This window comes from Myxococcus faecalis, assembly GCF_050039385.1.
GTDB lineage: Bacteria > Myxococcota > Myxococcia > Myxococcales > Myxococcaceae > Myxococcus > Myxococcus fulvus.
This window is the reverse complement of record NZ_CP144336.1, coordinates 1,843,437-1,869,673: the sequence shown is the minus strand read 5'-3', so window position 1 is coordinate 1,869,673 and position 26,237 is coordinate 1,843,437. Positions and strand designations below refer to the sequence as shown.

General features: G+C 70.4%; 19 protein-coding genes. 11 read left to right on the top strand and 8 right to left on the bottom strand.

All coding sequences use genetic code 11. The features are described 5' to 3' along the window. Positions 1-78: 78 nt before the first annotated feature. Positions 79-345, bottom strand: a complete 267-nt coding sequence (locus VZQ01_RS07095; protein WP_408891177.1) for a hypothetical protein — start codon at positions 343-345, stop codon at positions 79-81. 145 nt (positions 346-490) lie between these two features. Here VZQ01_RS07095 and VZQ01_RS07090 point away from each other — a divergent pair, with 145 nt between their 5' ends. After that, positions 491-940 (top strand): MaoC family dehydratase, encoded by a 450-nt coding sequence (locus VZQ01_RS07090; RefSeq protein ID WP_223750646.1) that lies wholly within the window; start codon positions 491-493, stop codon positions 938-940. A 54-nt stretch (positions 941-994) separates the two neighbouring features. Here VZQ01_RS07090 and VZQ01_RS07085 read toward each other — a convergent pair whose 3' ends face one another. From VZQ01_RS07085 to VZQ01_RS07075, 3 genes are read right to left on the bottom strand one after another with little or no spacing between them, the layout of a single operon-like run. Then, on the bottom strand, positions 995-1,810 hold the full coding sequence (locus VZQ01_RS07085) for an isocitrate lyase/PEP mutase family protein (protein ID WP_426747305.1): 816 nt from the start codon (positions 1,808-1,810) through the stop codon (positions 995-997). A gap of 44 nt (positions 1,811-1,854) precedes the next feature. Continuing rightward, positions 1,855-2,394: a methylated-DNA--[protein]-cysteine S-methyltransferase gene (ogt, locus tag VZQ01_RS07080; protein ID WP_223784935.1), complete on the bottom strand. Its 540-nt coding sequence runs from the start codon at positions 2,392-2,394 to the stop codon at positions 1,855-1,857. After that, positions 2,387-3,883 carry an AlkA N-terminal domain-containing protein gene (locus VZQ01_RS07075; RefSeq protein WP_426748937.1) on the bottom strand — a complete coding sequence of 499 codons (1,497 nt, stop codon included), beginning with the start codon at positions 3,881-3,883 and terminating at the stop codon, positions 2,387-2,389. Before VZQ01_RS07075 ends, ogt begins: the two co-directional genes overlap by 8 nt. 144 nt (positions 3,884-4,027) lie before the next feature. Here VZQ01_RS07075 and VZQ01_RS07070 point away from each other — a divergent pair, with 144 nt between their 5' ends. Continuing rightward, complete coding sequence (locus VZQ01_RS07070; protein WP_426747303.1) at positions 4,028-5,374, top strand: hypothetical protein; 1,347 nt, start codon at positions 4,028-4,030, stop codon at positions 5,372-5,374. 90 nt (positions 5,375-5,464) lie between these two features. Here VZQ01_RS07070 and VZQ01_RS07065 read toward each other — a convergent pair whose 3' ends face one another. After that, the gene (locus VZQ01_RS07065) at positions 5,465-6,832 is read right to left on the bottom strand and encodes a pyridoxal-phosphate dependent enzyme (RefSeq protein ID WP_223750630.1); all 1,368 of its coding nucleotides are present in this window, start codon (positions 6,830-6,832) and stop codon (positions 5,465-5,467) included. 357 nt (positions 6,833-7,189) lie between these two features. Here VZQ01_RS07065 and VZQ01_RS07060 point away from each other — a divergent pair, with 357 nt between their 5' ends. The 4 genes from VZQ01_RS07060 (at position 7,190) to VZQ01_RS07045 (ending at position 13,573) form a co-directional block, all read left to right on the top strand. After that, on the top strand, positions 7,190-8,230 hold the full coding sequence (locus VZQ01_RS07060) for an aminoglycoside phosphotransferase family protein (RefSeq protein ID WP_426747301.1): 1,041 nt from the start codon (positions 7,190-7,192) through the stop codon (positions 8,228-8,230). A gap of 28 nt (positions 8,231-8,258) precedes the next feature. Then, complete coding sequence (locus tag VZQ01_RS07055) at positions 8,259-9,290, top strand: nucleotidyltransferase family protein (RefSeq protein WP_426747299.1); 1,032 nt, start codon at positions 8,259-8,261, stop codon at positions 9,288-9,290. Positions 9,291-9,653: 363 nt separating this feature from the next. After that, the gene (gene treZ / locus VZQ01_RS07050) at positions 9,654-11,558 is read left to right on the top strand and encodes a malto-oligosyltrehalose trehalohydrolase (RefSeq protein ID WP_426747296.1); all 1,905 of its coding nucleotides are present in this window, start codon (positions 9,654-9,656) and stop codon (positions 11,556-11,558) included. Between the two features lie 5 nt (positions 11,559-11,563). After that, on the top strand, positions 11,564-13,573 hold the full coding sequence (locus VZQ01_RS07045; protein WP_426747294.1) for an amylo-alpha-1,6-glucosidase: 2,010 nt from the start codon (positions 11,564-11,566) through the stop codon (positions 13,571-13,573). A 63-nt stretch (positions 13,574-13,636) separates the two neighbouring features. On the opposite strand, the gene VZQ01_RS07040 is transcribed toward VZQ01_RS07045, so the two are convergent. Further along, positions 13,637-14,401, bottom strand: coding sequence for a Stp1/IreP family PP2C-type Ser/Thr phosphatase (locus VZQ01_RS07040; protein ID WP_074957967.1), 765 nt, complete (start codon positions 14,399-14,401; stop codon positions 13,637-13,639). 89 nt (positions 14,402-14,490) lie between these two features. After that, the gene (locus VZQ01_RS07035) at positions 14,491-14,868 is read right to left on the bottom strand and encodes a DUF192 domain-containing protein (RefSeq protein ID WP_141327563.1); all 378 of its coding nucleotides are present in this window, start codon (positions 14,866-14,868) and stop codon (positions 14,491-14,493) included. A 17-nt stretch (positions 14,869-14,885) separates the two neighbouring features. On the opposite strand from VZQ01_RS07035, the gene VZQ01_RS07030 reads away from it, so the two are divergent. The 5 genes from VZQ01_RS07030 (at position 14,886) to rsmA (ending at position 25,873) form a co-directional block, all read left to right on the top strand. Continuing rightward, a complete protein-coding gene (locus tag VZQ01_RS07030) occupies positions 14,886-15,389 on the top strand; it encodes a tRNA (cytidine(34)-2'-O)-methyltransferase (protein ID WP_223750635.1) in 504 nt (167 codons plus the stop codon). 34 nt (positions 15,390-15,423) lie between these two features. Beyond that, complete coding sequence (locus VZQ01_RS07025; protein WP_426747292.1) at positions 15,424-21,102, top strand: DnaJ domain-containing protein; 5,679 nt, start codon at positions 15,424-15,426, stop codon at positions 21,100-21,102. 156 nt (positions 21,103-21,258) lie between these two features. Further along, positions 21,259-23,928, top strand: a complete 2,670-nt coding sequence (locus VZQ01_RS07020; protein WP_426747291.1) for a response regulator — start codon at positions 21,259-21,261, stop codon at positions 23,926-23,928. 55 nt (positions 23,929-23,983) lie between these two features. After that, positions 23,984-24,979 (top strand): tRNA (adenosine(37)-N6)-threonylcarbamoyltransferase complex transferase subunit TsaD, encoded by a 996-nt coding sequence (gene tsaD / locus VZQ01_RS07015; protein ID WP_141330397.1) that lies wholly within the window; start codon positions 23,984-23,986, stop codon positions 24,977-24,979. 15 nt (positions 24,980-24,994) lie between these two features. After that, positions 24,995-25,873, top strand: a complete 879-nt coding sequence (gene rsmA / locus VZQ01_RS07010; protein WP_223748789.1) for a 16S rRNA (adenine(1518)-N(6)/adenine(1519)-N(6))-dimethyltransferase RsmA — start codon at positions 24,995-24,997, stop codon at positions 25,871-25,873. A gap of 22 nt (positions 25,874-25,895) precedes the next feature. On the opposite strand, the gene VZQ01_RS07005 is transcribed toward rsmA, so the two are convergent. Next, positions 25,896-26,174 (bottom strand): hypothetical protein, encoded by a 279-nt coding sequence (locus VZQ01_RS07005; RefSeq protein WP_074957972.1) that lies wholly within the window; start codon positions 26,172-26,174, stop codon positions 25,896-25,898. Between the last annotated feature and the right edge of the window lie 63 nt (positions 26,175-26,237).

Genomic DNA, 26,237 nt, shown 5'->3' with positions numbered 1-26,237 from the left:
ACCGCGGTTGCCCACGGGCGCTCGCGCGTGAGCCTGCAGAGCGCGTCGCGCCGAAACATCGGACGAATCAATCCAGGGCTACATGCAGCGGTTTTCACAGACACCCAGCAGACAGAACCAGCACGGGCCCACGCACGTGGGGCGACAGGCCGCGTTGGAGTGCTCGCTGGTGGCGAGCGTCATGTCCGAGGGCGGCAGGCTCACCGTCTCCTCACAGGTCGTCTCGCCCATGTCCTGGACGAGCGCGGCGGAGGTCTCCCCCGTGGACAGGGCGGCGAGCCCCACCACGAGCAGGGTGCACAGCAACATGAACAGGGACCGCTGGCGCTCGAGCTTCGCGAACATCCGTGTCTCCTTGGTGATGTCGGGATGAGGCCCCGCCAGTCTGTCATGAAGCGCACTTAATGAGAAAATCGAGCAATCGATGTGATGGGCGAGGAGGGGACGCAAGGCGTTGCCGCGGCACGTCGAGCGGCCTATGGAAGAGGTCATGCGCTACTTCGACGACTTCCAACCCGGCGAGGCGAGTGAGGCCGGCCCCTACGTGGTCTCCCGCGAGGAGATCATCGCCTTCGCGAAGCAGTTCGACCCGCAGCCCTTCCACCTGAGCGACGAGGGTGGGCGCGAGGGCATCTTCGGAGGACTCATCGCCAGCGGGTGGCACACCGCGTCCATCTGCCACAAGCTGGCGGTGGAGCACCTGTTGAGCAAGACCGCGAGCCTGGGTTCACCGGGCCTGGACGAGCTGCGCTGGCTCAAGCCCGTGCGTCCCGGTGACGCGCTCACCGCGCGCTTCGAGGTGCTCTCCACCACGCCGTCGCGCAGCAAGGCGGACCGGGGCGCCATCAAGTTCCGCTTCGAGGTGCGCAACCAGCACGGCGAGGTGGTGATGACGGAGGTCGCCAACGCGCTGTTCGCCCGGCGGCCCGAGGCGAAGTAGGGCGCGCTCCGGTGCTGACATGCGGGGGCTCGGGTGGGCACCCCGCGTCGGTGCTCAGCGCTCCGCCATCAGCTTGTTGAGCACCGGATAGGAGATGCCCGCCTCCGGAGCGGGGGCGGCGGCGCCGTCTCGCAGGAACTCCGTGGAGAGCGCGGCCACGCGGCCGAGGATGGACTGGGCCATGCCGGCGCCGGCGCTGACGCGGCGCACGCCGAGCGTGGCGAGCTCCGACGCGGCGGGCAGCCCCGCCATCGCCATGAGGTTCACCGGCAACCCCGCCTCGGATGTCACGACCTTGATTTCCGCGGGCGTCTTCAAGCCCGGCACGAAGAGCCCGTCCGCGCCCGCCGCCTTGTAGCGCCGCGCCCGCGACAGCGTCTCCTCCACGCGCTTGTCCGCCGGACCGATGCCCTTCAGGAACACATCCGTGCGCGCGTTGATGAACAGGTCCAGCCCGCGCCCGGCCACCGCGCGCTTCACCGCCTCAATCTTCGCGCACAAGAGGTCCGCGCTCCCGGAGCCGTCCTCCAGGTTGATGCCCACGCCCCCCGCGTCGAGCACGCCGAGCGCCACCTCACCCACCGCCTTCGGGTCGTCCGAGTAACCGCCCTCCATGTCCACCGTCAGCGGCACCTTCACCACGCGCGCGATGGAGGCCACGGTGTCGAGCAACCGGCTCACCGGCAGCGCGTCTCCGTCCGGGTACCCCTGGGCCCACGCCACCCCCGCGCTCGTGGTGGCGAGCGCCTTGGCACCCAGGCTCTCCATGACGCGCGCGCTGCCCGCGTCCCATGCGTTGACCAGCAACAACAGCCCCGCCTCGTGCAGCTGGCGGAAGGCTCGAATCGAATCGGAAGGCGCGACAGGCATGGGGTGGTCCTCGAGGGGTGTGGGGGAGTGGGCCCGCGTCGACGTCAGGACTTCAAGAGGGGCAGGGCCCTGGACTCGTGGCTGAGTAACCAGCGCTTGCGCTGGATGCCACCTCCATAACCCGTGAGCGAGCCATTGGCGCCCACCACGCGATGACACGGCACGACGATGCCCACGGGGTTCGCTCCATTGGCCAGTCCCACCGCCCGCACCGCCGCGGGCCGACCGATTCTGCGCGCGAGCTCCGAGTAGGAGACGGTGCTCCCACACGGAATCGAGCGCAGCGCGGCCCACACCTCGCGCTGGAAGTCGGTGCCCGCGGTCCTCACGGGCAGCGTGTCGATGACGTCGAGCCTGCCGGAGAAATACGCGCGCATCGTGCCGGTGAGCCCGCCCGGGTCGCGCGCCTCCTCCAGCGTATACCCCTTCTCGCCGTAGTGCAGGCGCAGCAACTGGAGCATGCGCGCCTCGTGCTCCGTCCAGTCCACGGCGCGCAGGTGGCCCTCGCGGTCCGCGATGATGACCAGCTCGCCGATGGGCGTGTCCGTCCTGTCGATGAGGAATCGTGCCGTCGTCTCAGCCATGGCGCACCTCCGGAAGGCGAGGGCGCGGACCCGGATCCGCGGCCCACAGGTGTTGCGCGGCGTAGGCCCGCCAGGGCCGCCAGGGCTCCGCGCGTCGCAGCAGCGCCTCGGGCGTGGGTCGCGCGCCTTCGTCCGTGGCCGCGCTCCTCAGGAGCGCCACGTCGCTCGCGGGGAACGCGTCCGTCTCGCGCAGCGCGCGCAGGGCGATGTACTGCGCGGTCCACTCGCCCACGCCGCGGATGGAGCGCAGCCGGGCGATGCCCTCCTCGACGGTGCCGAACGGCTGGAACAACAGCGGGTCCGCCAGCGCCGCCTCGGCCATGGCCTTGAGGGCCGCCTTGCGCGCGGACGGCATGCCCAGCGCGCCCAGGTCCGCGTGGGCCACGCGCTCCGGTGACGGGAACACCCGCGTCAGCCCCGAGGGCAATCCCTCCACGGGCCCCTCACAGCACAGCGTCACCAGTCGCCCCGCGAGCCCGCGCGCCGCCTCCACCGAGACCTGTTGTCCGAGGATGGCGCGCACCGCCAGCTCGAACCCGTCCCAGGCGCCCGGAGCCCGGAGGCCGGGCCGCTGCGCCACGAGGCCCGCGAGGAACGGGTCCTTCGACAGGTGCTCGCCAATCGCCTCGATGTCCGCGCCCACGTCGAACACGCGCCGCACGCGCGCGACGATGGCCGGCAGCGATTGCACGCGCGCGAAGCGGATGCACACCACCAGGTTGTTGCGCCCCGGCTCGTGGGATACCTCCACCGTCCCCACGGCGCCGTCCTGGGACACGGTGCGCTGGTAGCTTGCGCCGTGCACTCGCTCCACGCCCTCGATGGCGCGCGCGGAGAGATAGGCGAGCATCGCGGCCCAGTCATACGGGGGCCGGTAGCGCAGCCGCAGCGTCACGCCCGCGTCCGCGGGCTGCTCGGTCATGCTCTTGCGGCGCAGCGCGCCTGGCGCCCGCTGGTAGAGCGCCTGGAAGGTCTCGTTGAAGCGGCGGATGCTGCCGAAGCCCGAGGCCAGCGCCACCTGGGACAGCGGCATGCGCGTCTCCTGGATGAGCTGCTTGGCGAAGAGCACGCGCCGCGTCTGCGCCACGGCCACCGGCGTCGCGCCCAGGTGCTGCTTGAACAGGCGGCGCAGCTGCCGGTCTCCCACGCCCAGCCGCTCCGCCAGCGCGTCCACGCCCGCCTCGCCGCCGTCCAGCGCGCCCTCCGCGATGAGCGCGAGCGCGCGCGACACGGTGTTGGACGTGCCCCGCCACGAGGCCAGGTCCGGCGCCGTCTCCGGGCGGCAGCGCAGGCACGGCCGGAAGCCCTCCTCCTGCGCGGCGGCGGCCGACGCGTGGAACCGGCAGTTCTCCTTCCTCGGCGTGCGGGCCGGGCAGACTGGGCGGCAGTAGATGCCCGTGGATGTCACCCCGACGAAGAGTCGGCCGTCGAAGCGGGCATCCCGCGACTGGAGCGCGCGGTAGCAGGCGTCTGTGTCGAGCAGGTCCATGCCCCGGACAGTGTCACCCGCGTGGCCCGCACGCTCGCGGTTTTCGGACATGAATGAGCCTACCGGCCCCAGCCTTTCCGCGCGGACACCGCCCGGCTAGGCTCACGCGGTCTGGCCTGCCACGGGCCTTGGGGGGAGCACGACATGATCATCGTCTACCAGTCCTTGGAATCCACCGGAAAGAAGGAGGACTCCCTGGGGACGGCGCTCATGGGCAACTCGTTCAAGCACGGGGCGCAGTCCAACGTGGGGGAGATCTACCCCCTGGACAACAACCAGACGCTGACCTTCCAGACGCCCGTCTACGACCTGGTCGCGAAGAAGATGACCTCCCCCTCGTCGACCATCCAGTTCGCGACCCAGGTCGAGTCGAAGGCCCTCTCGTCCCGCTACGACAAGGAGCGCAAGGAGCCCGGCGAGGGCAAGGCGCTGCTGTTGAGCTTCATGAAGGGCGTCATCGACACCATCACGAAGAGCGTGATGAACCGGACGCGCTCCAGGGGCGAGCTCCCCAGCGTGCGCCTGCCGGGCATCATCGTGTTGGGCGAGGCCTTCACGACGGACCTGCTCAAGGACCTGGGGGTGAACTCCGTGGGGGGCTATCGGGTCGTCACGGGGATGAACCCCACGGGGGACTCACGCCACCGCTTCACCGTCCTCTTGCGCGAGGACCTGAACCTCCGCGACAGCGACATCGAGATGTTCCCGTACACGCTCACGTCCAACGACAACAAGGACGAGCAGGCCCGCTGCGTCATCCTGCGGGTCATGGGCTGGCTGATGGCGTTCGTGCACACGCCCAACGCCATCTGCAAGGACAGCACGCGGGTCATCAAGTATCTGGCGAACAACGCCAAGAACGTCACCACGAAGGAGAAGCTCGACCTGGTGATGGGCGACACGAATCAACCCACGAGCGACTTCGTCAAGAGCACCCTGAAGAATCAGCTCGGCGGTGAGGACTGGGTGTCGAGCGTGCTCGACGACAAGCAGGAGCTCGTCGGCTTCGGCGGGCACAACGTGTTCAGCATCTCCGGCACGAACAGCACCTTCAAGACGCACTTCGACATCGCGTGCACGCCGCACATGACGGCGGTGGTCCGCGACGGCAAGGTGTTCGGGTTCGACGAGGACGACTCCAAGGCGAACCCGGCATTTGTCTTCCACGGGCTGACGGACAAGTTCACCGAGCTCGAGGGCAAGGCCTACGCCTACAGCGACCACAACGGCGTCATCGTCGAGGTGCTCCGCCAGAAGTCCGTCTACGCCCATCGCGAGCGGAAGCGGAAGGAGGAGCGCTGCTCGGACTGCCGCCGTCCGCTGACGGCGCTGGACCAGCTCGCGGGCAGACACCTGACGTGTCGCTACGCGCCCCTGGCCCTGCGGTGGAATCCGCCCGATGGCGAGGACGACGATGGGGAGGCGCCCGAGCGACAGTTCAAGAAGCGCAAGCCCGAGCCGCCTCCCGACAACGGCCTCGGCAACGGCTGACGAGGCCTGCCTGGAAGCACGAAGGGCCTCCCACCGGCGAACGGTGAGAGGCCCTCTGTGTGAACGACGTCGGCGCCCGAGGGCGCGGCGTCAGGCCGCGGTGCGGTGCAGGAAGTCGATGAGGTCGATCTTCGTGACGATGGCGACCACCTTCTCGCCCTCCTTCACGACGGCCACGTTGTCCTGCGCGAACACCTCACGCAGCCGCGCGATGCTCGTGTCCAGCGACAGCGCCCCCTGCAGCGGCGCGACGATGGCGTCGATGGTGTCGGCGAACTTCACCTTCCCGGCGACCAGCGCGTTGAGCAAATCGTACTCGTGCACCATGCCCACCGCGCGGCCGTCCTCGGTCACGACCGGCATCTGGCTGATGCCATGGCCGCGCATCGTCTCCACGACCTGGTCCACCCGGTCGCCCTTGCGCGCCGTCTTCACGTCGCGCTGCTTGCTGCCCAGGATGTCGCGCACGGTGCCCGTGCCCTTGTCCTCGGCGAAGCCGTTGTCGCGCATCCACTCGTCCGAGTGGAACTTGCTGATGTAGCTGCTGCCGGAGTCGGGCAGCACCACGACGATGGTCTTCCCCTTGCCCACTTCCTTCGCCAGCTGCACGGCCACGTGCACCGCGGCGCCGGAGGAGCCACCCGCGAAGATGCCCTCCTCGCGCGCCAGGCGGCGGGCGGCGACGAAGCACTGGCGGTCATCCACCTGGCGCACGTCGTCCACGACCTTGAAGTCCATGGCACCGCACAGCATGTCCTCGCCGATGCCCTCCACCTTGTAGACGTGCGGCTCGGTCAGCTTGCCCGTCTTGAAGTAGCCCTCGTAGACGGAGCCCTCGGGGTCCACGCCCACGTTCTTCAGGCCGGGGATCTTCTCCTTGAGGAACTTGCCGGCGCCGCTCATCGTCCCGCCCGTGCCCAGGCCGGAGACGAAGTAGTCCACCTTGCCGCCCGTCTGCTCGAAGATCTCCGGGCCGGTGAGGGAGTAGTGCGCCTCGATGTTGTCGGGGTTGTGGTACTGGTTCAGCATGAACGCGCCCGGCGTCTCGCGGTGCAGGCGCTTGGCCGTCTCGTAATAGCTGCGCGGGTCCTCGGCCGGCACGTTCGTCGGCGTCACCACCACCTGCGCGCCCAGCGCCTTCAGGCGGTTGATCTTCTCCAGGGACATCTTGTCCGGCATGGTGAAGATGCACTTGTACCCCTTCACCGCCGCCGCCAGCGCCACGCCCATGCCGGTGTTGCCGGACGTGTTCTCCACGATGGTGCCGCCGGGCTTGAGCTTCCCCTCCCGCTCGGCCTTCTCGATGATGTACAGCGCCATGCGGTCCTTGATGGACGCGCCGGGGTTCATGAACTCGCACTTCACGAGCACCGTCGCGTCGTTGGGACCGACGAGCTTGTTGAGCTTGACGAGCGGCGTGTTGCCAATCGCGGTGAGGATGTTGTCGTGGATGTCCATCGCGGCTTCCAGAAAAAGGGGGGTTCGCGGCGCGTCTTATATGCCGCCCGCGCGGCCCGGTCGACAGCGGGAGACCATCTCCCCCGTCGGGGAGCAACAGTGTGCTCCCCGGGGGCCTTCCCCGCTGTGCTCCTCCCACCGTCCCGGGGGGTAGGCCGCTGTCCGGGCCTGCTCCGTCTGGGGGCGGCCGGCCTTCCGACGCGCCGCGACGGACGCGGGTGGGCGCCGTCGCGTACGTGACAGGCCGGGCGGCCAGGGGGCATCCGCCGCGTCCGGCCTTTGACGCGGAAAGTCGCCCCTCCCATACTCGCGGGCCATCTTCCTCTCGAAGACCCCCATTTGGAGAACCCCGTCGATATGGAACTCGAGGCCGCCCTGCGCGACCAGGTGGGACAGGCCATTGGCCGTCCCGTTCCCCAGGCTCCCATCAAGAAGCTGAAGGGAGACGCGAGCAACCGCTCGTACTACCGCGTCGGCGCACCCCCGGAGAGCTGGGTGGTGATGGAGATGCCGCTGGACGCGACGAAGAAGAGCGAGGAGGCCACCAAGGGTGAGCCGCCCAAGGAATTGCCCTTCGTCAACGTGCACCGCTACCTGGAGAAGCTGGGCGTGCGCGTGCCGCGAATCCTGCGCTACGACGAGCCGGCGGGGATGATGGTGCTCGAGGACCTGAGCGACATCACCTTCGAGTCCGCGCTGGAGGGCGGCAAGCACCGCGAGGCGCTCTACACCCGCGCGGTGGACCTGCTGGCGAAGCTGCGCGCCCAGGCGGAGAAGCACCAGGACCCGGACTGCCTGGCCTTCACGCGCGCGTTCGACGAGGACCTGTACGACTGGGAGCTGCACCACTTCCGCGAGTGGGGCCTGGAGGCGTGGAGCGGCAAGATGCCCACGGCCGAGGAGCGCGCCGAGCTGGACGCCATCTTCCGCGACATCGCGAAGCAACTGGCCGCCGCGCCCCGAGGCTTCACGCACCGCGACTACCAGAGCCGCAACATCATGGTGAAGGAGGGCGAGCTGGTGGTCATCGACTTCCAGGACGCGCTCCAGGGCCCGCGCCAGTACGACCTGGTGGCGCTCCTGCGCGACAGCTACGTGGAGCTGGACCGCGCGTTCGTGGACGCGATGCTGGACCGCTACATCGCCACGTTCCAGCAGGAGACGGGCGAGCGCATCGACCCGGTGGCGTTCAAGGCGTTCTTCGATTTGCTCACCGTGCAGCGCAAGCTGAAGGACGCGGGGCGCTTCGAGTACATCAATCGCTTCAAGGGCAACCCGGGCTTCCTGGTGTCCATCCCGGCGTCGCTGCGCTACGTGCGCGAGGCGTTCCGGCACCGTCCGGAGCTCGCGCGGTTGCAGGCGCTGGTGGCGAAGTACGTTCCGGAGCTGGCCGCCTGAGTCGGGCACCGGGGGAGGGGAGGCGACGATGAAGGCGATGGTCCTCTGCGCGGGGCTGGGCACGCGGCTGCGTCCGCTGACGGAAGCCTGGCCCAAGCCGGCGCTGCCGCTGTTGGGGCAGCCGCTCTTGCGCTACCACCTGGCGGTGCTGAAGTCCGCGGGCGTGACGGCGGTGGGCATCAACACGCACCACCTGCCCGACACGATGGAGGCGGTGGCGCGCGAGGAGTGCGCTCGCGCGGGGCTTCCGCTGCACGTCGTGCGCGAGCCCGTCATCCAGGGCACGGGCGGAGGCATCCGGGGCCTGAGGGACTTCCTCTCCGACGGGGACTTCCTCGTCTTCAACGGCGACATCCTCTACCCGGTGGACCTGCGGCCGGTGGTCGCCATGCACCAGGCGTCCGGTGCGCTGGCGACCATGGTGCTGCAGCCCATGCCGGAGGGGGAGAAGTACGCGGCGGTGGAGCTGGACGGCGCGGGGCAGGTCCAGCGCATCGCGGGCCATGGTCCCGGGGGCGAGGGCCTGACGCCGTGGCACTTCACCGGCGTGCACGTGATGTCTGCGCGCATCTTCGACTTCATGACGGCCGAGGGGCCCGAGGACATCAACCGCGAGGTCTACGTGCGCGCGATGTCGGCGGGGCAGGTGGTGCGCGGCGTCCGCGTGGATGGGTACTGGTCCGACCTGGGCACGCCGTCGCGCTACCTGGCCACGGTGCGTGACGTGCTCGCGGGGCAGGTGCGGCTGGAGTGGCTGGGCGCGGCCTCGCCGCTGGCGGGGACGGTGCGTGGACCGGGCGCGTCGTGGGCGCATCCGGAGGCGGACGTGCGCGGCGCGCGAGTGGAGGGACCCGCGTTCTTCGAGCGAGGCGTGTCGCTCGCGGCGGGCGTCCTCGTGGGCGCGAGTGTGTCGCTCGGCGCCGAGGTGAAGGTGGGCGCGGGGGCCCGGCTCAGCCGCGCCGCCGTGTTCGAGCGGACGGAGATTGCCCCGGGCGAGACGCTCGAGGAGGTCCTCGCCTGGAAGCAGCACCGGATTCCCGCGCCGCTCACCGGGCGCTGAATCCCGAGGAAGCCACCGCACCGCGCCCCGGGAAGCGGCGGTCCCAGGCGTGCGCGGTGTTCCCGCCTGGCCGACCGCCCATCCCTTGGGGGCGGGTGGCTCGTGCGCTGGCGCGCGAGGGCTGCGTCCACCCGTTCGACCGCCCGGCCCCATGCGTCCTCGTGAGGGCATGGCCCGCGCGGGACGTCGTGAAGCGACGGCGAGGCACTCCCTGGCGTGGCGGGCACCTTCGTCCGGGTGGGGTCGGCGAGCAGGCGCAGCGCGTCCTCCGTCCGTCGCCGCTGCGGGTGCCACGTCTTACCGTCACTGCTGGCGGTGTGTTCGCGCGAGCGCGTGTTCGGCGCATGGCGGGAGGTCGAGGGCATGACGTGGCGAGGGACGTTGGGGGCCAGGCCCGAGGGGAAGGACCGCACGCATTTTCGCGTCTGGGCGCCACGTCGCCGGATGGTCGAGGTCTCCGTCCAGGGCGCGTCGCGTCCGCTGCCCCTCGTCCGGGACGCACGAGGCTACTTCGAGGGCGTCCATCCCGCGCCGGTGGGCGCGCGGTACAAGTACCGGCTCGATGACCGCGAGGAGTTCCCCGACCCCGCCTCCCGCTTCCAGCCCGACGGGCCGCACGGACACAGCGAGGTGGTGGACCCATGGTCGCACGCGTGGCGCGACGGAGACTGGAAGGGGCTCGCCTCCATCCAAGGCCAGGTGCTGTACGAGCTGCACCTGGGCACCTTCACGCCCGAGGGCACGTACGAGGCGGCCATCGAGAAGCTGCCCCTGCTCGCGGAGCTGGGCGTCACCTGTCTGGAGTTGATGCCGCTGCACACCTGTCCCGGCCGCTTCAACTGGGGCTACGACGGCGCGCAGCTCTTCGCGCCCCATCCCGCCTACGGCCGCCCCGAGTCGCTGCGGGCCTTCGTGGAGGCCGCGCACGGGCTGGGCCTCGGCGTGGTGCTGGACGTCGTCTACAACCACCTGGGACCGGACGGGAACTACCTGGCCCAGTACGCCCCCGGCTACTTCACGAAGAAGTACGAGAACGAGTGGGGCGAGCCGACGAACTTCGATGACGGCGAGGACGCGGGCCCCAGCCGCGAGTTCTTCGTCGAGAACGCCTGCGCGTGGATGGCCGAGTACCACTTCGATGGCCTGCGCCTGGACGCGACGCAGAGCCTCTACGACGACGGGCCCCGGCACATCGTCCAGGTCATCACCCAGGCGGCGCGCGAGGCGGCGGGCGGACGCGGGGTGCTCATCATCGCGGAGAACGAGCCGCAGGACGAGCTGTGCGTCCGCGCGCCCGCGCGCGGCGGATGGGGCGCGGATGGGCTCTGGGTGGATGACTTCCACCACTCGGCGCGCGTCGCGGCCACCGGGCGCGCGGAGGCGTATCTGCAGGACTACCGCGGCAACGCGCAGGAGCTCCTGTCGTGCGTGCTGCGCAACTCGCTCTATCAGGGCCAGTACTACCGCTGGCAGAAGAAGGCCCGCGGCTGTCCCCTCTGGCGCGTGCCCGCGAGCGCGTGTGTCTTCTACCTCCAGAACCACGACCAGCTGGCCAACATGCTCGGAGGCCACCGGCTGCACCACGTCGGCGGCGAGCGCCGGGCGCGGGTGCTCACGATGCTGTGGCTCTTGTCGCCCCAGACGCCCATGTTCTTCATGGGCCAGGAGTGGTTCGCCAGCTCCCCGTTCCACTACTTCGTGGACCACAAGCCGGAGCTGCAGGCGGTGGTGCGCCAGGGCCGCGACGCGTTCATCGGCCAGTTCGAGAGCGCGCGCCACGCCCTCGAGCACGAGGGGTTCGAAGAGCACGTGGATGAGCGCGCCTTCCGCCGCTCCCAGCTCGACTGGACGGAGCGGGAGCGCCGCACGGGGCCGCTCACGCTGCACCGGGAGCTCCTGCGCCTGCGCCGCGAGGATTCGGTGCTCGCCCGACAGGATGGCGGCCAGCTGATGGGGGCCGTCCTCTCCGAGAGCGCCTTCCTGCTGCGCTACCTGGGAGGCGAGCAGGAGGGGGACCGGCTGTTGCTCGTCAACCTGGGGAGCGAGCTGGAGCTGTCTCCCTGCCCCGAGCCGTTGTTGGCCCCACCACGGGATGAAGGGTGGCGTATCGGACTGTCCAGTGAAGAGGTTCGATTCGGAGGGACAGGCTCTTGCTCACTGGATTCACTGAGGGTCGAGACGTCGTGGCGCGTGCCGGGGATGACCGCCCTGTGGATGACGAGTACTCGGGAGAGCAGGACCGGCCCCGGGCCTCGGATGGCAGGATGAGCCGCATGCGCGGACTGCCAGAGGTGAAGTTCGGATGGCCCGGGGGCGCCCCGGCCACGGAGGTGCTCGGACGGGAGTGGCTGATGACGAATGGCCTGGGGGGCTACGCGTCCAGCACCCTGGCCGGCGTCAACGCGCGCCGCTACCACGGCCTGTTCATCCCCAGCCTGCCGGAGAAGGGCCGCACCGTCATGCTGTCGCGGCTCATCGAGACGGCCCGGGTGGAGGGGCAGGTGTACCGGCTGGAGGGCGAGGTGCGCGCGGACGGGACGCTGGCGGGCGACACGTCGCTCTTGCGCGGCTTCCGGCTCGACGGCCTCATCCCCGAGTGGGACTACGTGCTGGGCCCCACGCGGCTTCGTCGCAGGCTGGTGATGGTGCACGGCGAGAACACGCTCTTCATCGAGTGGGCGCACCTGTCCGGGCCGGCCGTGAAGCTGCGCCTGAGGCCCTTCCCCACGTTCCGCGTCCACGAGCACGACTTCCCCCACGGCTACTGTCAGCCCAAGGTGGTGCTCCAGGGGGAGCGCATCGAGATGTGCGCGGGCAAGGAGGCCGAGCCCCTGTGCCTGCGGCTGTACTCGGACGCCTCGGTGCCCTTCGTGGCGCTGCCGGAGATCTCCCCGCCCCTGCTGTACCGCACCGAGCGCGCGCGCGGGATGCCGCACGTGGAGACGCAGGCGAGCCCCGGCTACTTCGAGTGCACGGTGAAGCCCGGAGGCCGGCTGGCGCTGGGCGCCACGGTGCAGGACTGGGCGGTGTTGGACCGCGACCCGGCCATCAGCTTCGACATGGAGCGCGAGCGCGAGTGGCGCCTGTTGGAGCGGGCGCCGGCGCAGGCCCGCAAGGACACGGCGGCGAGGCTGGTGCTCGCGGCGGACCAGTTCATCGTGGACCCCATGCGTCCGCGCGACGACGCGTGGGCGCGGGCCATCGGCGAGGATGCGCGCAGCGTCATCGCCGGCTACCCGTGGTTCACGGACTGGGGCCGCGACACGATGATTTCGCTCGAGGGACTGACGGTGTCCACGGGCCGCCTGCGCGAGGCGGCGGCGATTTTGCGCACGTTCCGCCACCACGTCCGCGACGGCCTGCTGCCCAACCTCTTCCCGGAGGGCGAGGCCGAGGGCCTCTACCACACGGCCGACGCGACGCTCTGGTTCTTCCACGCGGTGGACCGCTACGTCACGGCGTCCAAGGACGAGGAGCTGTTGCGCGAGTTCTTCCCCACGCTGGAGGACATCGTCCAGAAGCACCTGAAGGGCACCCGCCACAACATCCGCATCGACCCGGACGACGGGCTCTTGACGCAGGGCGAGCAGGGCTACCAGCTCACGTGGATGGACGCGAAGGTGGACGGCTGGGTGGTGACGCCCCGGCGCGGCAAGGCGGTGGAGCTCAACGCGCTGTGGTTCAACGCCATGAAGCTGATGGCGGAGTGGGCCGTGCTGCTGGGCGTGGACCCCGCGCCCTACAACCAGGCCGCCGAGCGCGCGCAGGCGTCCTTCAACCAGCGCTTCTGGAACCCCCGCACCCAGTGCCTGTTCGACGTGGTGGACGCGGAGGGCGGCGGCAACGACGCGGCGGTGCGGCCGAATCAAATCTTCGCCCTCTCGCTCAAGTACCCGGTGCTCGCGCGCGACAAGTGGCCCCAGGTGCTGCGCAAGGTGGAGGTGGAGCTGCTCACCCCCGTGGGGCTGCGCTCATTGGCGTCGGACCACTCCGACTACAAGGCCACCTATGACGGCGACTTGCGCGCGCGCGACGCGGCGTACCACCAGGGCACGGTGTGGAGCTGGCTCATCGGCCACTACGTGGACGCGGCGCTGAGGGTGCAGCCGGACCGCGCCCACCTGCGCGACGTCATGGACGGCCTGGAGGCCCACCTGCGACAGGCGGGCGTGGGGCAGGTGAGCGAGATCTTCGACGCCACGCCCCCCTTCCGTCCCAGGGGCTGCATCGCCCAGGCGTGGGGCGTGGCGGAGGCGCTGCGCGTCTTCCTGCGGACCGCCTGAGCAGGCTCAGGCGGGGGCCGCGGACCGCCCGAGCCAGGGACTCAGGCGGGGCCGCGCGGGGACTCAGGCCGGGTGGTAGCGGGCGAGCACGCAGGTGACGTTGTCGTTGCCGCCCGCGGCGTTGGCCATGTCGATGAGCTGGGAGCACGCCTTGTCCAGCTCCGGCGTGCGCCCGAGGATCTCCTGCATCTGCGCGTCGGTGACCATGCCGCTCAGGCCGTCCGAGCACAGCAGGAAGACATCGCCCGGCTGGGGCTCCACGCGGGAGACGTCCACCTGGACGTTCTCCTTCATGCCCAGCGCGCGCACGATGACGTTCTTGTGCGGGAAGTTCTCGACCTCCTCGGGCGAGAGCTTCTTCGCCTTGAGGTAGTCGTTGAGCAGCGAGTGGTCCTCGGTGATCTGCTTGAGGGCGCCGGAGCGGAAGAAGTACACGCGGCTGTCGCCCACGTGCCCGACGTAGGCCACGTCGCTGGCGAAGTGCACGCTGACGATGGTCGTCCCCATGCCCTTGTACTTCGACTCGCTGCTGGCCTTCTCGTAGATGCGCGCGTTGGCGAGCTTGATGCCGGTGGCCAGCCGGTTCTCGTCATAGTTGCGCTGCTTGTCCATCTTGAAGGGCCAGGTGCTGTCCTGGTCCTTGGACGTCATCTTGTAGAACTCACCCAACTCGTCCACGGCGATGCGGCTGGCAATCTCTCCAGAGGAGTGGCCACCCATCCCATCCGCGACGATGAAGAGGTGCTCCTCGGGCAGCATGAGGAAGTTGTCCTCGTTGTGATTCCGCTTCATCCCGACGTGGGTGCTGCCGGCTACCTCGATGCGCATGCGCGGGAACTCTTCTAAGGGGACGAGAAACTGGCGGGGCACGTTAACAAAGCGCTCGGAAATCGGTCAAAACTCGTGCGCATCGTGGGTCAGCCAGGGGACATCGGAGCAGAGGAGGCAGGCTCGAAGCTCAAGCGGTCCCCTTCCTGGGTGCCGCTGGCGGCGAGCACGCCCGCGGGCAGCTCCAGGACGGAGCGTGCCTGCAGGTACACGGAGGTGGCCCGCCAGGGGGGCAGGGCCATCATCTGCTTGACGATGCGCCCCTGGGCGTCCAGGAAGGCCACGTCGATGGGAATGCGCATGAAGAACGTGTGGATGGAGTTACAGGGCTGGATGTGGAGGCCCTCGCCCACGGCGAGCTCGGTGCGGCCCATCAACCCCTTGAAGCGGTGGGCGAAGGACGTGGCCTTCTCCGCCCGGTCCGCCAGCGGCCTCTGCCGCGTCTCGTTGGTCACCTTCCAGCGCATGTAGCGCGTTCTACCCCATGCTCGAGCCCCTGGCGCGTCCTCTGCATCTGGTCCTGGTCTCTCCCCAGATTCCCCCCAACACGGGCAACGTGGCCCGCCTCTGCGCGGTGACGGGCTGCCGGCTCATCCTCGTGGAGCCCCTGGGGTTCTCCATCGATGACCGCCAGCTCAAGCGGGCGGGGCTGGACTACTGGGACAAGGTATTTCTCCGCCTGTACCCGACGTATTCGGCCTACGTGGAGGCGTATCCGGAGGCGCGGCGGTGGTTGTTCTCGGCGCGGGCCCAGACGTCGTTGTTCGAGGCGGGGTTCGAGGCGGGGGACCACCTGGTGTTCGGTTCGGAGGTGACGGGGTTGTTGCCGGAGGTGATGGAGGGGGGGACGGGGACGGCGGTGACGATTCCGATGTTGGAGGGGGTTCGGAGCATGAACCTCTCCACGGCGGTGGGGGTGGGGACGTACGAGGCCCTGCGACAGGTCTGTTTCAGCGGGGTGGGCAGGCGGGCACCCTCGGCAAGTTGAGGGGCGGTGTGGAGGGACTACACTGGGGCGCAGGATGACCCCGTCGCAGGCCGCCGAAGCGCTGTATTCCGCCCACAAGTCCCGAGCCACGGGCTGGTTGACGCTGTCCGCCGGAGGGCGTGAGTCGAGGCTGAGCTTGCGCGAGGGAGACCTCGTGGGGGCGCGGCTGGGGTTTGGCTATCAGAGTCCGGCGCAGGCGTTGTTGCAGGGTGGCCTGTTGGACGCGGAGGCGTTGGACGGGTTGTGGGCGCGGGGTGGGGCGGGGACGCCGGACGAGGATCTGCTGGAGGCGCGGGGGCTGGCCGCGGAGGTGGTGGCGGAGCAGCAGGTGCTCGCGCAGGTGCGCCGGCTGAGTGAGCTGGCGGAGCGCGCGGCCTTCGAGGCGGGGAGTGTGGAGGCGGAGTTCGAGCCCATCTCCGGTGTGAGGGTGGTGCGGGCGGCGCTGGAGCGGGGTGGGGCGGAGGTGGCGGGGCCGCGGGTGTATCGGTGCGCGGAGGTGTCCGCGTGCGCGCCGTGGGTGACGGATGCGGGGGAGCGGGAGTTGCTGGCGACGCTCGGGGAGTTCCGGCGGCCGGAGGGGTTGACGCCCGCGCACGAGGCGTTGCTGCTCGTGCTGGAGCGGGAGGGGGCGGTCGAGGCGCTGTCGGTGGAGGAGTGGGAGGCGCGGGAGGAGGCGAGGCGACGGGCGGAGGAGGAGGCGCGGCTCGCGGAAGAGGCGCGGCGGGCCGAAGAGGCGCGGCTCCGTGCGGAGGAAGAGCGTCGGGTTGAAGAGGCTCGGCTCGCTGAGGCCCGTCGAGTGGAAGAGGCTCGACTGGCGGAGGAGGCCCGACTTCGTGCGGAGGAGGAGCGTCGGGCTGAAGAGGCCCGTCTCGCTGAAGAGGCTCGTCTTCGTGCGGAGGAGGAGCGTCGGGCTGAAGAGGCCCGTCTCGCTGAAGAGGCGCGACTGGCGGAAGAGGCTCGTCTCGCTGAAGAGGCTCGTCTCGCTGAAGAGGCCCGGCTTCGTGCGGAGGAGGAGCGTCGGGCCGAAGAGGCGCGACTGGCTGAAGAGGCTCGTCTCGCAGAGGAGGCCCGCCTCGCTGAAGAGGCTCGTCTCGCTGAGGAGGCCCGCCTCGCTGAAGAGGCGCGGCTGGCCGAAGAGGCCCGCCTCGCTGAAGAGGCGCGGTTGGCCGAAGAGGCCCGCCTCGCTGAAGAGGCGCGGTTGGCTGAAGAGGCCCGCCTCGCTGAAGAGGCGCGGCTGGCTGAAGAGGCCCGCCTCGCTGAAGAGGCGCGGCTGGCTGAAGAGGCCCGCCTCGCTGAAGAGGCTCGTCTCGCCGAAGAGGCCCGGCTTCGTGCGGAGGAAGAGCGTCGGGCCGAAGAGGCGCGACTGGCTGAAGAGGCTCGTCTCGCTGAAGAGGCCCGCCTCGCTGAAGAGGCCCGGCTCCGTGCTGAGGAAGCGCGTCGGGCTGAAGAGGCCCGCCTTGCTGAAGAGGCGCGACTGGCTGAAGAGGCCCGCCTCGCTGAAGAGGCCCGCATCCGTGCGGAGGAGGAGCGTCGAGCCGAAGAGGCGCGACTGGCCGAAGAGGCCCGCCTCGCTGAAGAGGCGCGACTGGCTGAAGAGGCTCGTCTCGCAGAGGAGGCCCGCCTCGCAGAGGAGGCCCGCCTCGCTGAAGAGGCCCGGCTTCGTGCGGAGGAAGAGCGTCGGGCCGAAGAGGCGCGACTGGCTGAAGAGGCGCGACTGGCTGAAGAGGCGCGACTGGCTGAAGAGGCTCGTCTCGCTGAAGAGGCCCGGCTTCGTGCGGAGGAGGAGCGTCGGGCCGAAGAGGCGCGACTGGCTGAAGAGGCTCGTCTCGCAGAGGAGGCCCGCCTCGCTGAAGAGGCGCGGCTGGCTGAAGAGGCCCGCCTCGCTGAAGAGGCTCGTCTCGCCGAAGAGGCCCGGCTTCGTGCGGAGGAAGAGCGTCGGGCCGAAGAGGCGCGACTGGCCGAAGAGGCGCGACTGGCTGAAGAGGCTCGTCTCGCTGAAGAGGCGCGGTTGGCTGAAGAGGCCCGCCTCGCTGAAGAGGCCCGCCTCGCTGAAGAGGCCCGGCTCCGTGCTGAGGAAGCGCGTCGGGCTGAAGAGGCCCGCCTTGCTGAAGAGGCGCGACTGGCTGAAGAGGCTCGTCTCGCTGAAGAGGCCCGCCTCGCTGAAGAGGCCCGCATCCGTGCGGAGGAAGAGCGTCGAGCCGAAGAGGCGCGACTGGCCGAAGAGGCCCGCCTCGCTGAAGAGGCGCGGTTGGCTGAAGAGGCTCGTCTCGCTGAAGAGGCCCGCATCCGTGCGGAGGATGAGCGTCGAGCCGAAGAGGCGCGACTGGCCGAAGAGGCCCGCCTCGCTGAAGAGGCGCGGTTGGCTGAAGAGGCCCGCCTCGCTGAAGAGGCCCGGCTCCGTGCTGAGGAAGCGCGTCGGGCTGAAGAGGCCCGCCTTGCTGAAGAGGCGCGACTGGCTGAAGAGGCGCGGCTGGCTGAAGAGGCCCGCCTCGCTGAAGAGGCTCGTCTCGCCGAAGAGGCCCGGCTTCGTGCGGAGGAAGAGCGTCGGGCCGAAGAGGCGCGACTGGCTGAAGAGGCTCGTCTCGCTGAAGAGGCGCGGTTGGCTGAAGAGGCGCGACTGGCTGAAGAGGCTCGTCTCGCTGAAGAGGCGCGGTTGGCTGAAGAGGCCCGCCTCGCTGAAGAGGCCCGCCTCGCTGAAGAGGCCCGGCTCCGTGCTGAGGAAGCGCGTCGGGCTGAAGAGGCCCGCCTTGCTGAAGAGGCGCGACTGGCTGAAGAGGCTCGTCTCGCTGAAGAGGCCCGCCTCGCTGAAGAGGCCCGCATCCGTGCGGAGGAAGAGCGTCGAGCCGAAGAGGCGCGACTGGCCGAAGAGGCCCGCCTCGCTGAAGAGGCTCGTCTTGCTGAAGAGGCTCGTCTCGCTGAAGAGGCCCGCATCCGTGCGGAGGAAGAGCGTCGAGCCGAAGAGGCGCGACTGGCCGAAGAGGCCCGCCTCGCTGAAGAGGCGCGGCTGGCTGAAGAGGCTCGTCTCGCTGAAGAGGCTCGTCTCGCTGAAGAGGCCCGCCTTGCTGAAGAGGCCCGCCTTGCTGAAGAGGCGCGGCTTCGTGCGGAGGAGGAGCGCCGGGCTGAAGAGGCCCGTCTCGCTGAAGAAGCTCGGCTTGCTGAAGAGGCCCGTCTCGCTGAAGAGGCGCGGCTTCGTGCGGAGGAGGAGCGTCGGGCCGAAGAGGCCCGCCTTGTCGAAGAGGCCCGCCTCGCGGAAGAAACGCGACTGGCTGAAGAGGCTCGCCTGGCCGAAGAGGCCCGGTTGGCTGAAGAGGCCCGTCTCGCTGAAGAGGCGCGGCTTCGTGCGGAGGAAGAGCGTCGGGCCGAAGAGTCTCGCCTTCGTGAAGAGGAAGGACGTCGGGCTGAAGAGGCTCGTCTCGTTGAGGAAGCGCGAGTGGCAGAAGAGGCTCGCGCTGCGGAAGCGGCCCGGCAGGCAGAGGAAGCCCGCGTGGCCGAAGAGGAGCGTCTCACAGAGGAGGCCCGCGTAGCCGAAGAGGCTCGCCTTGCTGAAGAAGCTCGGCTTCGTGAAGAGGACGAGCGCCTCGCGGAGGAAGCCCGCCTCGCCGAAGAAGCCCGTCGCGCCGAAGAGCTCCGACTCGAGGTCGAGCGTCGCAGGGCCGACGCGGTCCGCCGCGCGAAAGAGGCACGTCAGGCCGAACAGGCCCGCCTCGCGGAAGAACAGCACCAGGCCGAACAGGCCCGCCTCGCGGAAGATCAGCACCAGGCCGAGCAGGCCCGTCTCGCGGAGACCCAGGCCCTCCAACTCCCTGCCCCCACGGCCTCCACCCAGGAGGACATCGGCGAACTGATGCTCGACGTCGGCGACATCATCCCTGCCGACGACGTCGAGGAAGTCCCACCTCCCTCCTCATCCCGCGCCTCCAACGTCCCGCCGCTCGCGGCCTCCTCTCAATCCGGCCTCCCCCTCCATGGCGAGAGCCGCGAGGCCCTCCGCTCCGCCAGGGACCGCGCCCAGGCCGAGCTCCTCCACGACATGGAGGAGGCCCTTCGCCGCTCGAAGTCCCAGCCCCTCGAGCCCTGGCTCGCGGAGGAGCCGGCGCGCTCCGTCGTCCCGCCCACCCGCACCAAGGACCAGGTCCCCGTCCAGGACGAGTCCTGGCGCGCGACGCAGACCTCCCTCACCCCGGAGCCGGAGCCCGAGGACCTCCCCCTGCTCGAGGCCGAACCCGAGCCCGAGCTCTGGGCGGAGGCCGTCCCCGCCGCCGAGCCGCTCCCCACCCCGCCGCCCCGCGCCGCCTCAGGCCCCCCCGTCCTCACGCCGGTCGACCCCCCCGTTCTCACGGCGGACATGGACACCCTCATCGAGGGCTCCCCCGAGGACGCCGCCGACGACAGCCTGTGGGCCTCCCGTCCGGCCCCAGTCGCCGCGCCGCCCCCTCTGCGCCTGGGGCCCACGCCCGCCAAGAACAAGCGAGCCAGCGAGGACGACCTGTGGCGCATCGTCTCCTTCGACAAGGACGAAGCCGCCGAAACCCTCACGGCCTCCTTCGAAGCCGCCCTCCAGCAGGTGGATGCCCACCTGGAAACGCTCGTCCGCTCGGATGTCAATCAGGCGAACGTCGGCGCGGAGGAGCCCCCGGTCGAAGCCATCGTCGAAGCAACCATTGAAGCGGACTTCGAGACCTTCCCCGGTGACAACACCGGCCCAACTGGCGAGACTGCGTGGTCCGAGCCGTCTGGAGACTTGGACGACTGGGACTTCGACGAGGACGACGTGGCGGCAGACCCCTCCAATCCCGACGAGGCCGCGAAGCTCCGGCGCCAGCGCTTGCTGCGCCGTGCGATGGAGAACATGGGCGTGCTCGGAGGACGCGGGACCCCCGCCGCCCCCGTGGGCGCCGCCCCTGTCACCGAGTCCGGCCCCGCCGTGCCCGCCGCCCCCACCGAGCCCCCCAAGCCGGATGAGGCCCGTCAGGCCCAGCTCATCGAGCAGCGCTACGCCGACGTGCAGGCCCGCAAGGATCACTTCTACGTCCTCGGCGTCCCCCAGGATGCCCCCAGGGATCAGGTGAAGGCCGCCTTCCTGAGCCTGGCCAAGGTCTTCCACCCCGACAGGCTGCCGCCGACGCTGCCGCACCTGGCGCAGAAGATAACGTCCGTCTTCGAGGCCATCCGCGAGGCCTACGAGGTCCTCTACGACGACGCCCGCCGCAAGGCCTACATCCAGACGCTCCAGGCCCAGCAGTCGCTGCCCAAGGCGCCGCCAGCGCCGGGCGGGTCCACCGGGTCCGCGCGCCCCGCACCGGGACGTCCGGAGAGCAGCCCCGATGACCTCTACAAGATGGGCGAGGTCTACTTCCGCAAGCGCGACTTCACCACCGCGTCGGAGCACTACGAGCGCGCCCACGCCCTGGACCCCAAGGCCACCTACCTGGCCGCGCGCGCCTGGGCCATCTACATGGACCCCGCCCGGAAGGCGGACATGCCCAAGGCCAAGCAGATGATGCTGGACGCGGTCAAGGCCGACCCGAACTGCGACCGCGCGCACTACCAGCTGGGCGTCATCGCCCGGGTCGAGGGCGACATGGACCGGGCCGAGCGCCACTTCCGCGAGGCGGTGCGCGCCAACTCCAAGCACCTGGAGGCCAACCAGGAGCTGCGGCTGATCGACATGCGCAAGAAGAACCCACCCAAGAAGGGCGGGTTCTTCCGCTGAGGCCGCGCTCGTAGCGCTTCACCCCGCGCCCGGGCGGCCGGGGGGCAGCCAGTCCCTCCGTCGTTCCAACCCATTGACATGCCTGGAAAGCGGGCAGGATGCTCCCCGCGCCGGGCTCTTCCGCGAATCGTCCTCCGTAGATGAAAGGCAAGTAACGTGGCCAAGCAGCACCTGCTCCTGGTGGATGGGGACGCGAAGAGTCTCCGCGTGATGGAGGTCAGCCTGAAGAAGGCGGGCTTCTCCGTGACGACGGCCATCCACGGCAAGGACGCCATCGAGAAGGTGCAGATCAGCCCACCGGACCTGGTGCTCGCGGACACCAAGATGCCGGAGATGGACGGCTTCGAGCTGTGCAAGGCGCTCAAGTCCGACGAGCGCTTCAAGTTCATCCCGTTCGTCTTCCTGACGAGTCAGAAGTCGGTCGAGTTCAAGGTGCGCGGCCTGGAGCTGGGCGGCGACGACTACCTGACCAAGCCGATCTACATCAAAGAGATCGTCACCCGCGTGAAGATGATCCTCCAGAAGGCGGAGAAGGAGAGGATCGAGAAGCGGGAGACGACGAAGGGTGGCTTCGGCGGCAGCCTCGCGGACATGGGCGTGGTGGACCTGGTCCAGACGTTCGAGATCGGCCGCAAGACGGGCGTCATCTCCATCCAGGGCGAGCGCACCGGCACCGTCTACTTCAAGGAAGGCCGCGTCATCGACGCGGAGCTGGGTCGGCTCAAGGGCGAGAACGCCTTCTACCGGCTGCTCAACACCTTCGAGGGACAGTTCGACGTCCAGTTCACCTCGCTGGACCGCCCCGAGCGCATCGAGATCTCCACGCAGGGCCTGCTGATGGAGGGCATGCGTCGCCTCGATGAGTGGGGCCGCATGCTCGAGCAGCTGCCTCCGTTGGAGACGGTGTTCGAGATCGACTACCACCAGCTCGCCGACCGGCTCTCGGAGATTCCCGACGAGGTGAACGGCCTGTTGCGCTTGTTCGACGGCAAGCGCGCGCTGAGCCGCGTGGTGGAGGACTCGGACTTCGAGGACCTGGCCGCGCTGGGCATCATCAGCAAGCTGTACTTCGAGGGCCTCATCCGGGAGCTGGGCAACGCGCCGCTGGAGCCGGTGCAGAGCAGCAAGCCCGGCATCGAGCAGTGGCTCAACGCGGCCCCGCCGCCCACGCCCATCGAGCCCGCGCCGCCGGAGCCCGTCGCCCCCGAGCCCGTCGCCCCTCCGCCGGAGCCGGCCGCGCGGGTGATGCCGCCCAGCGTGCTCGCGCCGCCCGCGGGCGTCGAGGAGGAGCCCGTCACGGCTCCGCCCGAGGAGCCCGAGCCCACGCCCGCCGCCCCCGCGCACGCGGTGCCCGCCAACGTCGTCGTGTTCCCCGCGCGCCCCAAGCGCCCCCTGGGCATGGTGGACGAGACGGCGGACGCGGATGGCGAAGCGCCCACGCTGCCTCCGGCCGTCGCGGAGGGGTCGTCCTTCCTCGTGGAGCCGCCGCCGGCGCATCGCGCGACGGAGCACGCGCGCCGCAGCCTGCTGCTCGACTGGAACCGCGTGGACACCGAGGGCATCAGCGCGCCCACCACGTGGGGCCCGTCCTCCGTGTGGGCCTCGGGCCCGCGAGGCTTCGGAGGGCAGGGGGGCTCCGCGCCGCAGCCCGCGCCCGTCTCCGAGCCGCCCGCGCCCGCGCGAGCGCCCATCTTCGGAGGCGCGGCGGTGGGGCCCAACCCGTTCCCGCCCGTGCCGCCGCCCGCGCCCGCGCCTCCGTCGTCCGAGGTGACGCTGGTGAGCGGCCGAGACGTCCCGGCCGTCGACGTCGACACCCTCCCCGAGGTGGAAGAGGTCCCCGCCGCGCCGCCGCAGCAGCTCGCCCTGCCGCCCTATCCGGGGCATGGCGCGCCCGAGCGCCCGGCGGCCCCCTCCATCCCGGAGGAGCCGCTGACGCCAGCCGCGCCGCCGCCCACGCTCATCACCCCCGCGACGCCACAGCCCATCGTGGCCCCCACGCCCGTGGCGCCTCCGGTGCTCGCGCAGACGCCGAAGCCCGCGACGCCGACGCCGGCACCGCCCGTGTCCCATGCGGAGGACGTGGCGGCGGTGCGCCCGCGTCGCACGGGCCTCTATGTGGGCGGCGCGCTGCTGCTCATCGGCGCCGTGGTCGCGGTGGTGGCGTTCGGCGGCGGGGACAAGCCTCCCGCCGAGACGCCCCCGAAGGTGGAGACGGTCCAGACGCCCGAGCCCCAGAAGCCCGCCGCGGTCATCGCGCCGGTGGCCGAGCCCGACTCGGGCACCACCGCCGTGGTCCAGGCCCCGGTCGACGCGGGCGCGCAGGGGACGCCCGACGCGGGGAGCGCCGTCGTCCAGACGCCGCCCGCCGCCGTGGACGCCGGTACCGCCGTGGTGGAGGCGCCTGCCTCCGGCGCGGACTCGGGCACCCCCGTCGCCCCGGCGGTGGACCCGGAGGTCGAGTACGCGAGCCTCATCAAGCAGGCCAAGAGCGCCACGGTGGGCGGACGGCACAAGACGGCGGCCGCGAACTACCGCAAGGCGATGGGCCTCAAGCCGGACTCCACCGAGGCCAAGGCCGGGCTGGGCATCGCCCTGGTGAACGGCTTCGAGTCCGAGTCCGCCTTCCGCGAGGCCACCAAGCTGCTGGTGGACGTGGTCCGGGACGATGAGAAGAACGCGCGGGCCTGGCTGTCGCTCGGCATGGCGTACCAGTCCATCGGCAAGAATTCCGAGGCGGGACGGGCCTACAACCAGTATTTGAAGCTGGAACCGTCGGGGGCCTCCGCCAACGAGGTCCGCGCCATGCTCAAGTCGCTCGGCAACTGAGCGGGCGGCGGACGTCCTGGTCGCTCCCGCCCTGCTGGAAGTGAAGTGAGTCGCCTTGCTCGTCCTCGGCCTGGAAACCTCCTGTGATGAGACCGCCGCCGCCCTCGTGGAGGACGGCCGGCGCGTGCTGTCGGACGTCGTCTCCACCCAGGTGGACATCCACCGTCGCTGGGGCGGGGTGGTGCCGGAGCTCGCCTCGCGCAACCACATCGTCCAGGTGATGCCGGTGGTGCACGAGGCGCTCACGCGCGCCCAGAAGACGCTCGACGACGTGGACCTCATCGCCGTCACGTCCGGCCCGGGGCTCATCGGCGCGCTGCTGGTGGGGCTGCAGGTGGCCAAGGGGCTGAGCCTCGCCACCGGCAAGCCCTTCGTCGGCGCCAACCACCTCGAGGGCCACCTGCTCGCCATCCGGCTCCTGGAGGACGCGCCGGAGCCGCCGTTCCTCGGGCTCGTCGTCTCCGGTGGGCACACCAGCCTCTACGAGGTGAAGGAGTTCGGGCACTACCGGCTGGTGGGCAGCACGCGCGACGACGCCGCGGGCGAGGCCTACGACAAGACGGCGCGCATCCTCGGGTTGCCGTACCCGGGCGGGCTGCCCATCGACCAGCTCGCGCAGAAGGGGAACCCGGAGGCCATCCGCTTCCCGCGCGCGCTGCCCGGCGACAACTTCGATGTCTCCTTCTCCGGCCTGAAGACGGCGGTGCTGCAGCACACGAAGAAGCACGGCGTTCCGGAGGGGCAGGCGCTCGCGGACCTGTGCGCGTCCTTCCAGGAGGCGGTGGCGGACGTGCTGTCCAAGAAGCTGGTGGCCGCCGCGCGCCGGCTGGGCCACAAGCAGCTGGTGCTGTGCGGGGGCGTGGCCGCCAACTCGCGCCTCAGGGCCCTGTGTCAGCAGCGCGCCGAGGAGCGGGGGCTGCGCATGTTCCTGCCGCCGGTGCGTTTGTGCACGGACAATGGCGCGATGATCGCCGTCGCGGGGTATGAGGCGTGGCGCCGCGGCTTGCGCGGTGATTTCCGCCTGGCGGCCGACCCCGCCTGGCGCATGTAGAAGAGGGACACCCGGGTGGAATCGCCGCGAGACATCCTCAAGCGCCACGGCCTGCGCGCCAAGTACAGCTGGGGCCAGAACTTCCTCGGAGACGAGGACGCGCTCAGCACCATCGCCGACGCGCTGCACCTGCGCGAGGGCGAGCCCGTTGTCGAGCTGGGCCCGGGCCTGGGCCACCTCACGCGCTTCCTCGCCGCCACGGGCGCGAAGGTGACGGCCGTGGAGCGCGACCGGGACATGGTCACGGTGCTGGAGAAGGAGGCGATTCCCGGTGTGCGCGTGGTGGCGGGCAACGCCGCCACCGTGAACTTCGCCGAGGTGGCCGGCGCGCCCGACGTGGCCGTCGCGGGCAATCTTCCGTACCACCTCACCAGCTCCATCCTCTTCCAGGTGCTGGAGCAGCGCGCCCATGTGTCGCGCGCCGTCTTCACGCTCCAGAAGGAGGTGGTGGAGCGCCTGGCCGCGGAGCCTGGCACTCGCGACTACGGCCTGCTCACGGTGCTGCTCGGCCTGCACTTCGACGCGGAGAACGTGCTCACGCTGGAGGCGTGGCGCTTCCATCCGCCACCGAAGGTGGACTCCGCGGTGCTGTCGCTCACGCGCCGCGCGTCACCGCGCGCGCCCATCATCGACGAGGCCCGCTTCACCCGCGTGGTGAAGGCCGCCTTCGCCCAGCGCCGCAAGACGCTGCTCAACTCGCTCAAGTCGGACAAGACGCTGGCCACGCCCGACGCGCTCCTCGCCGCGCTCCAGACGGCGGGAATCGACCCGCAGCGCCGCGCGGAGACGCTCTCGCCGGAGGAGTTCGCCGCCCTGGAGCGCGCGCTCGGACCGGTGGCTCCCGGTCGCTCGCCGCCGTCGGTGGACCTCTCGGACGACGGCGCGGACGAGTAGGGCAGGGGGCCCGGCGCGGGCCCTACCGGCCCCGCAGCCCGAGGAGCTGACCCAGGCCGCCCTGCTGCTCCAGGAACGCCCGGAACTCATCCTCGGGGATGCGCATGCGCGTCAGCACGTCGCGGAGGATGTCCTCCACGGAGCCATCCTTGCGGCGCTTGAGCTCCAGCGCCGTCTTCAGCAGCACGACGCCATAGAGCGGATCCGCCTCCATGGGAGGTGGAGTCTCGGCCTTGGGCGTGGCGCTCGGGCGAGCCTCCTCGAGCCGCACCACTGTCTTCGCCCGCTGCCTCCCACTCATGACCGAAGGGCACCCCGCGCACACGCCATGGAATCGCACGGCAACCTAGGGGGAGCCCACCCA